5 protein-coding genes are annotated in these 8616 nt (G+C 71.5%); 2 read left to right on the top strand and 3 right to left on the bottom strand.

Annotated features, from left to right (window positions below; genetic code table 11):
* Nucleotides 1-119: 119 nt before the first annotated feature.
* On the top strand, nt 120-3998 hold the full coding sequence (locus J7E97_RS16925; RefSeq protein WP_215027906.1) for a ricin-type beta-trefoil lectin domain protein: 3879 nt from the start codon (nt 120-122) through the stop codon (nt 3996-3998).
* Nucleotides 3999-4190: 192 nt separating this feature from the next.
* On the opposite strand, the gene J7E97_RS16920 is transcribed toward J7E97_RS16925, so the two are convergent.
* The 3 genes from J7E97_RS16920 to J7E97_RS16910 all read right to left on the bottom strand — a co-directional run bounded on the left by J7E97_RS16920 (nt 4191) and on the right by J7E97_RS16910 (nt 7838).
* Nucleotides 4191-6161, bottom strand: coding sequence for a DUF5107 domain-containing protein (locus J7E97_RS16920; protein WP_215027905.1), 1971 nt, complete (start codon nt 6159-6161; stop codon nt 4191-4193).
* Between the two features lie 197 nt (nt 6162-6358).
* A complete protein-coding gene (locus J7E97_RS16915) occupies nt 6359-7258 on the bottom strand; it encodes an arginase family protein (RefSeq protein ID WP_215027904.1) in 900 nt (299 codons plus the stop codon).
* Nucleotides 7259-7262: 4 nt separating this feature from the next.
* On the bottom strand, nt 7263-7838 hold the full coding sequence (locus tag J7E97_RS16910) for a GNAT family N-acetyltransferase (protein ID WP_215027903.1): 576 nt from the start codon (nt 7836-7838) through the stop codon (nt 7263-7265).
* A 34-nt stretch (nt 7839-7872) separates the two neighbouring features.
* On the opposite strand from J7E97_RS16910, the gene J7E97_RS16905 reads away from it, so the two are divergent.
* Nucleotides 7873-8586: a hypothetical protein gene (locus J7E97_RS16905; protein WP_215027902.1), complete on the top strand. Its 714-nt coding sequence runs from the start codon at nt 7873-7875 to the stop codon at nt 8584-8586.
* Nucleotides 8587-8616: the final 30 nt, after the last annotated feature.

The following is an 8616-nucleotide window of genomic DNA, read 5'->3' as shown; positions in this document are numbered from 1 at the left end:
ACGGGTCCTGGCGGGCGATCGACACCACGCTGCGGGTCAACGCCGACGGCACCATATCCCCGGCGGTCGTGCCGTCCCCGCTGAGCATCTCCGGCGGCGGCACCGGCCCGATGGCGACCATGACCACGCCGGATGGCAAGAAGCTGGCCGTCAAAGCCCCTTTCGAGCTGCCCAAGCCCACCCTCGACGGCGACGACGCGCTCTACAAGAACGTCCTGCCCGACGTCGACCTGCGCCTGACCGCCACCCAGCTCGGCGGCTGGAGCCAGGTCCTGATCGTCCACACCGCGCAGGCCGCCTCCAACCCGGCGCTGAAGAAGATCCGCCTCGGCGTCGATGCGCCCGGGCTCAACACCTCCGCCGACGCCGCCGGCAACATCGCCTTCAAGGACACCCAGGGCGAGGTCCGCTTTTCCAGCCCCACCTCCTTCATGTGGGACTCGTCGACGAAGGCCGCCCCGGAGGCACCTCCCGCTCCGCAGAGCGGCGCAACGAGCAGTAAGTCGGCAGCTGCGAGCGGTGCGGATGACGCCCTGCAGTCAGCCGCCGCTGTCCCCGCCGCCGACGCATCCGTCACGTCCAGTGCCGACGGGCCCGGCGACGGTGCCAACGTCAAGCCGATCGATGCTAAGGCCGACGCCACCGGCATCGACCTGACCCCCGACACCTCCCTCCTCGGCCAGGGCACCGGCCCCTGGTACATCGACCCGGGCGTCAACCCCGCCGTGGACAGCGCCAACCAGGCCTGGTCGCAGGTGCAGGAGGCGTACCCGGACACCAACGAGTTCAACGGAACCGATTACGGCCAGAACACGCCGGCCACCGGGTACTGCGGCTACTCGACGTGCACCCGCAAGGGCCGCGAGCGCGCGTACTTCCAGATCGGCATCAACTCCGCCATCCACGGCACTGAGGTCCTCGACGCGCGGCTGTACGCCACCGTCGTCTCCTCCTCCAGCCCCAGCACGGCCACCCCGATGGGCCTCTACCACAGCCCCACCGGCATCAGCAGCCCCACTAGTTGGAACCACCAACCCTGCGACAAGAACTCGCGCATGGGCGGCTGCACCAAGATCGGCGGTGCCACGATCTCGGGCACGGGTGAAATCCAGTACGACGTCACCAACGAGATGAAGCGCGGCGCCAACAACCGCTGGTCGACCTTCACCTTCGGCCTCGCGCCGGACGACGAAGGCAACATGTACTACCGGCAGCGGTTCAGCAACACCCCGCACATCGTCACCACATACGACACCACCCCCACCGTCTGGAATCCCCGCACCAGCCCCACTCCTGGTTTCGCCGATACCGGCACCTACTCCGTCTGCACTACTCCAGGTGTGGCCAAGCCCTGGGACAAGCCGGGCTGGATCGGCGCCAACACCAGCGTCATCCTGCGGTCCGCGACCAACTCCGGCTCCGGACGCCAGCTCCAGACGACCTTCCAGATCTGGGATGACGACGCCGCCGGTGCGACCCAATGGCACCAGACTGGCTGGAACAGTTCCTCCGGTGACGCCGCTGTCGACGTCGGCACGCCCATCGAAGGCCACCAGTACGGCTGGACCTCCCGCACGACAGACGGCACGCTGACCAGCGCCGAGACCGGCTGGTGCTTCTTCCGGGTCGACCGGACCCCGCCGTCCGCGACTGTCACCTCGAGCGACTTCCCGGCCTCGGGCACCACTGGTGGTCACCCCAAGCGCGTAGGCGAGGAGGGCACCTTCACCCTCGCCGGTGCGGACAACCTCCCCACCGTCGGCGGCACCAACCGCAGCTCCGGCCTGGCCTGTGCCCGCTGGACCATGGACCCCGCCAAGGCGGCTTCCGACTGGAACTGCACCGACACCGACCCCCGGATCATCAAGATCCTTCCCGGTGGCCAAGCGACCGTCAAGTTCACCCCGTGGGCCTGGGGCACCAACTACCTCTACCTGCAGACCCAGGACAACGCAGGCAACATGTCCCAGCCCGTCGCCTACAGCTTCTACGTCCCCTCGAACCCGAACAGCCCGGCCCCGATCTTCGGCGACATCAACGGTGACAAAAAGGCCGACGTCGTCCTCGCCGACGCCGCAGGCAACATCCGCCAGATCAACGGCGGCGGCGACCCCGCCGCCTCCTCCGTCGCCCTCGCCCGCTCCAGCGTGAGCGGCAACGGCTGGAACGGCATCCAGCTCACCCACCGCGGCAATCTCAATGACAAGCTCGTCGACGACCTCTTCGCCCACGAGCCGGGCAAGCCCAACCTCTACGTCTACACCAACAGCGGCACGGGACTGGTCGACAGTCAGAACCCCAACAGCGTGTCCAAGCCCACCGGTTGCGCCACCCCCGGCGGCACCCTCATCGCCTGCTCCACCTACGGCTTCGGCGCCGACTGGTCCAAGGTCACCCAGATCGCCGCCTACGGCTCCGTCACAGGCGACAGCATCCCCGGCTCTCCCAACTCCCTCCCCCAGAGCTCCCTCATATGGGTGGAGAACGGACGCTTGTGGCTGGCAGTCCCCAAGATCGAGCCTGATCAGCTCGACTCCCCGGCGATCCTGCTCTCTGCCAACGACACCCGCTGGGACGGCTACGAGCTGATCACCCCGGGCCGCGCCCAGGGCACCAACTTCGCGACACTGTGGGCCCGCAACAAGACCGACGGCGGCACCCTCCACGCCTTCAGCATCAAGGGCACCGCTGACGCCCCGGATCTGACCGGCTTCACCGACCCGGCCGCCGGCCTCATCACCGGCAAGATCGACCCGGCCCGCTACCCGCGCGTCGGCTCCGACGGCGACCTCACCGGCGACAACATCCCCGACCTCTGGACCGTCGACAAGGAGCAGCAGCTCGTCGTCTTCAACGGCCTCGGCACCGCCCCCAATGGCACCGACATCCTCTACCCCACCGTCACCGGCATCGCCCCCACCTTCACCCTCCAGGGGAACCTCAACACCCCGACGTCCCAATGGAAGCTGACGGGCCCGACCGGCACCACCAACAACGGCATCACGTTCCCCACCCAAACCATCGAGGGCCGCAGCACCCCCTACGCGGAGTTCAACGGCGCCGGCTCGACCATCACCACGAGCGGTCCGGGGATCGACACCCGCAAGGACTTCACCCTCACCACCTGGGCCAAGCCCGGCACGGACACCGCCCTCGAGAACAGGATGATCGTCAGCCAGGCCGACGCCCAGAACAGCTCGTTCATGATCTACGCCGACAACAAGGTGAGCAAGAAGTGGATCTTCGCCATGGGGCACACCCGCGGCGGAGACTGGCCGTTCGACTTCACCGAAAAGTCCAATAACGCGGCCCGGTTCACCCCCGGTGTCTGGAGCCGCCTGACCGCCGTCTACAACGCCGGCACCGGCCTGATGAGCCTCTACGTCAACGGCGTCCTCGCCGGCACCGGCCACCACGCGGCTTCCACCGGCGCCGCCCCCAGCGGGCCGATCGTCTTCGGCCGGTACAAGGTCGGTGGGAGTTTCTCGGACGTCCTGCACGGCGGCGTCAGCAACTTCGCCGCCTACCCCTACGCCGCAGCCCCCACCGCCCCCTCGACCGCCGGCCGGATCACCCTCACAGACGCCACCGCCCAGCCCATTTGCGTGGACAACGACCACTCCGGCACCCAGGACGGCAACAAGATCCAGATCACGGGATGCAACGGCACCGCGGCCCAAGACTTCGACATACGGGCCGACGGGTCCCTCCGGGTCCAGGGCATGTGCGTCAACGCGGCCAACGCGGGCACGGCCAACACCACCCTCCTCGAATTGAGGACCTGCGGCGGTACTCCCGCGCAGAAGTTCCTGCCCCGCGCGGACGGCTCGCTGTACAACCCAGCCTCCGGACGCTGCATGGACGTCGGCAACTTTGACCTCACCCCGGGCCACCAACTGTGGCTGTTCGACTGCAACGGCTCGGACGCCCAGCGCTGGACCATCACGACCCTGGGCACCGCACCCCTGCCCCTGCCGAGCCTCGACGCGGCGCCCTGACCCACCTCGGTAGCGTCCGTAGCGCCGCCACCAACAGCACCAACACAAGCATGACGACGGCCGCCCCTCCCACCCGGGAGAGGCGGCCGTCGCCGTAGAGCCGTATAGGCGTAGGAACAAAGCAACGGAGGGAACGGACCGCAGGACAGGGCCGGCGAGCCGGTTGCCGGGAGCCGGGAGCCGGGAGCCGGTTCAGGCTTCCAGGGGGCGCATGCGGAAGTTGTACTGGCGTGGCAGGGGGCGGTCCGTCAGGGTGGACCAGACCTCCGAGAGGATCTCCTCGCCCTCGCGGAGGTCGGCGAGCTCGAAGTCCTCCTCGAACACCCGGCGGGCCGCGACGACATGGCCTTCCGCCGCCAGCAGTCGGGCCGCCGCCAGGCGGAAGCGGCCCTCGTCGCGCAGGGCGGGCCGGAGCCGGTCCCAGACCGAACGGGCCCGCGCCGGCTGGCCGGCCGCCAGCAGGGCCTCCATCGCCTCCCGGCCCAGGGCCGATTCGGCCGCCAGCCAGTTCGTGCCGCCCCGGCTCTCCTGGGCCAGGTCCACGAAGGCCTCGGCGTACCAGCGGGCCGCGCGCTCCCGGTCCCCGGCCAGGTCGTCGGCCACCGCCAGGCACCTCAGCAGCGGCCACCGCGAGGGAGCCAGCGCGAGCCCGCGCTCCCAGCTGCGTACCGCCTGGGCGATGTCCCCGGCGTGCCACTGCGCGACCCCGAGGTGGTATTCGGTGAGCGGGTCCGCCCGCGCCGTTTCCAGCATGTCCCGCCAGTGCGGAGCCACCAGGCTCGGACCGGGCGGCGCCGCCCGGCGCGGGGCGGGGAAGACCCCGGTGCGCCACAGCTCCAGCCACGGCTCCTGGTCCTCGCCGAGCGTGTCCTCGCCGAACGGGGTGCCGGGCAGTGTGTGGCCCCCGCACAACGCCTCCAGCGCGCCCCAGCCGGAGCCGGCTGCCAGCCGCTCTCCCGGTTCGGTGTCGGCGCAGGCGCGCCAGGCCTCGTAGGCCGCGTCCACGGCCGCCCCGGGCAGCGCCGACTCCAGCGCCGCCCCGGCCGAGCCGCGCGCCGCCGCCCAGTCGTCGCCGTGCACGGCCGCCGGATCCGCGGCGAGCGCCCCGTACGCCTCCAGCCAGCTGAACTCCGCTCCGGCCTCCAGCCGTACGTGCTCCAGCTGGGTCCGGGCCAGCCCGGCCTGGATCTCCGCGTACCCGCCCGTGCCCGGCTCCGTCAGCCACTCCTGCCAGCGCCTGCCGCCCTCGCCCGCGCCCCAGACGAAGAGCTTGCGGCCGCGCAGCCGGGCCGTCGACGTCTGTACGAGGCCGTGCCCGTCCGCGTCGAGGGACGCGATCCAGGGCCGGTGCCCCTCCTGGACCTCGTAGAAGAAGTCGGCCGGGTAGGTGCTGTTCAGGGGGTAGGTGCGGTCCTTGCCCTCCCATTGGGGGACGGGGACGCTCCGCAGGGACCGTTCGTACCCGAAGTGCCAGGCCTCGTCGGCCGGGGCCAGGACGCGGGTGCCCGGGCCCTCGGGTACGGCGATGTTGGACCACCAGTACACGGGCGCGGGGCGCTCGTGCGGATTGCGCACGCGGACCCCGACGTAGAGGAACTCCGAGTCCTCGGGCAGCCACAGGTCCACCTGGAACGGCATGTCGCGCAGCCGCTCCCACTCCCACAGCCGCACCATCGCTCCCCCGTCGGGCGCCGGTACGAGGGCTGCGTGCAGCGGAGCACAGGAGAGGGTGGTGTGGCCGGTGGCGCCGATGTTCCACTCGATGCCGCCGGAGAACCACGCGCCGTTGAGGGCGAAGTTGGCGGGCTGGAACACCGGGTTGCGGTAGAGCAGTTCGCGTCCTGTGGGGACGTGGACGAGCGAGTGGATCCGGCCGCCGAGTCCGGGCAGGACGGTGACGCGCAGGTGCGCGTTCTCGATGACGATCGTCTCGATGTCCCGCTCCGAGCGCTGCCGTTGGTATCCGTCGCGGATGCGGACGGGCAGCAGTGACCGCAGCGGCTCGTACCCGATCTGACGGGCCATGTCGCGCGGCAGACCCGCGCGCGAGCGCTCGTCGAGCGCGTGCACGCCGTTGGGCGCACGGAGGGCGGGCAGCGGGTTCTCCGGGCCCAACGGCGTTGCGGGGAGGGTGAGTACGGAGCGGCTGACGGTGGTGGCCATGGGGAAATGGAACACGCCACGGCGGCCGGTGCACAGGGATTCGGCGGATCACCACCGGTCAGGATTACGCAAAGCCTGTCCTGGCACGGTCCGGTGGCCGATCACGGAGGTCATGGGCAGCTCGCCCGCGCACCGCCCCCGCCCCGCGCCCGTACCGCACCGCGCCCGCCCCGCCTCGCCCCGCCCCCGTGGAGTCGCTAGGCGAACGCCCCCGCCACCAGATCCGCGAGCAGGGCTCCCGCTCGACCCTCCGGGTCCAGATCCGGGTCGTAGATGGTGACGTTGAGGCCCACGCAGCGCGGTGAGCTGATCAAGACGCCCAGGAGTTCAGCGAGTTCGTCCGGGATCAGCCCACCGGAGTCCGGGCTGTCGACGGCCGGCATGACCGAGGGGTCCAGGACGTCGGCGTCCAGGTGGACCCAGAATCCGGCGGTGGCCGGCGGCTGCAGTCCGGTCAGGGCCGTGCGCGCCACCGGCCCGGCGCCCCGGTCGCGGATTGCCCCGACGGTGGCGGCGAAGATCCCGGCGGCGCGCAGCTCGACGAGGTCCGGGTCCCCGTCGCGCAGTCCGAAGAGCCGTACGTCCTCGTCCCGCACGTACGGCGAGAGCCCCTCCAGGTCGGTGAGATCGGCCTGGCCGCGCCCGGTGGAGAGGGCCAGTTCCTCGCCGCCGGCCGCCCCGACGGGTCCGTTGACCGCCTCGTTGCCGGGGTGGCGGAAGTCGGCGGAGCCGTCGATGGCGGCGATCCCGTACCGCCCGAGGCGGCGCATGGCGAGTGCGGCGCCCAGCTGGATGGAGCAGTCGCCGCCGAGTACGACGGGGAACTCCCCGGCCCGCAGGTGGCGTTCGATGCGGTCGGCGAGGGTGACGGTGTACGCGGCGAGGGGCCCGGCGTGGAACACGCCGTCGCCCTCCTGCCAGTCGCCCCGGTCGTAGCGCGGCGGGACGACGACCCCGCCCTCGCGCGCGCCGAGCCGGGCCAGCAGGCCCTGTTCCCGCAGGGCGCCGGCCAGTTTGTAGACGCCGGGTACGGAGCCCGGTGCGGGCGGCCGGAGCCCGAGGTTGGACGGCGCGTCGAGGAGTACGAGGGTTCGCATGGACTCATCCTGTGTGATGCCGGACCCCGGGACGAGGCATTTCGGCCGTGATCGCCCAGCGTTCGTGGTTCCTCCAGGCTCCGTCGACGTGGAGGAAGTCCGGCGACAGCCCCTCCAGACGGAAGCCGCGCCCGCGCACGAGCGCGATCGAGGTGGTGTTTCCGGGCTGGATGTTGGCCTCGAGCCGGTGCAGGTCCAGCCCGTCCGCGTCGAAGGCGCGGCCGATGGCCAGATCGAGCCCCTCGCCGAGCAGCCCGCGGCCCGCCGCGTGCGCGAAGGCCCCGTACCCGAGGGCGCCGCACCGGAAGGCGCCGCGCACGATGTTGTTGACGTTGACGAACCCGGCGATGGCGCCGCTGCCCAGCTCGCAGACCAGGAACCCGGCCCGGTCGGCGCCGGCCTCCTCGGCGAGCCGGGCCGCGTAGGGCTCGTACTCCTCGATCGTGGCGGGCGGGAACAACCACGGCCGGTGCAGCTCTCGGCTCTCGCGCACCCGAGCGGGGAACTCGGGTCCGTCAGCGGTCCGCAAGGGGCGCAGCGCGACCCGGTTTCCCTCCGCCAGGTACGTGGAATAACGCATCGCCCCAGCTTAGGACCTGTGGCAGGATCCCGGCGTGATCATCACCCCGAACACCGGACAACTCCTCCTCGCGGCCGCGCACAACAACGCCGCGTGGTGCGCCGCCGTCTCCCGCGACGGGCGGTTCACCGCCGGGGCCTGGATCAGTCCCCGCCGGACGCCGCCCTACTATCCGGACGCCGTGACCCTGACCGGGGGCACCGACGCGGCCGCGCTGGTCGCCGGGATCGACACCGTTTCCCCGGGCGCCTCGGTCAAGGACAGCTTCGCCGCGCTCGACCTGACGCCGGCCGGCTTCGAGGTGCTCTTCGGCGCCCAGTGGATCCACCGCCCGGCGGGCGCTCCGGCCGCGGCCCCGGCCCTGGAGTGGGCCCCGGTCGCCGGCCCCGCGGAGCTGGAGGCGTGGGAGGCGGCCTGGAACGGCGGGGACAGCACCGGCCTGTTCCACCCGGGCCTCCTGACCGACCACGACGGGGACATCGCCTTCCTCGCGGGCCGCGACGCGCAGGGGCGGATCCTCGCCGGAGCCACCGCCAACCGCACCGGGGAGGTCGTCGGCGTCTCCAACGCGTTCTCGGTCGACGGGACTCCGGACGAGGAGGCCTGGGCGGGCGCGCTGACCCTGGTCGACTCGCTCTGGCCCGGCCTCGCGGTCGTCGGCTACGAGTCCGGCGACGACCTCGACACGGCGCTGGGCCAGGGCTTCGCCGCCATCGGCCCGCTCCGCGTCTGGGTCCACGGCGGCTGAGCGGTCACGGAGGCTGAGTGGTCACGACGG

It is taken from the genome of Streptomyces sp. ISL-66 (assembly GCF_018614135.1).
Lineage (GTDB): Bacteria > Actinomycetota > Actinomycetes > Streptomycetales > Streptomycetaceae > Streptomyces.
The sequence above is the reverse complement of the archived record's forward strand: the minus strand, read 5'-3'. Positions and strand labels throughout refer to the sequence as shown.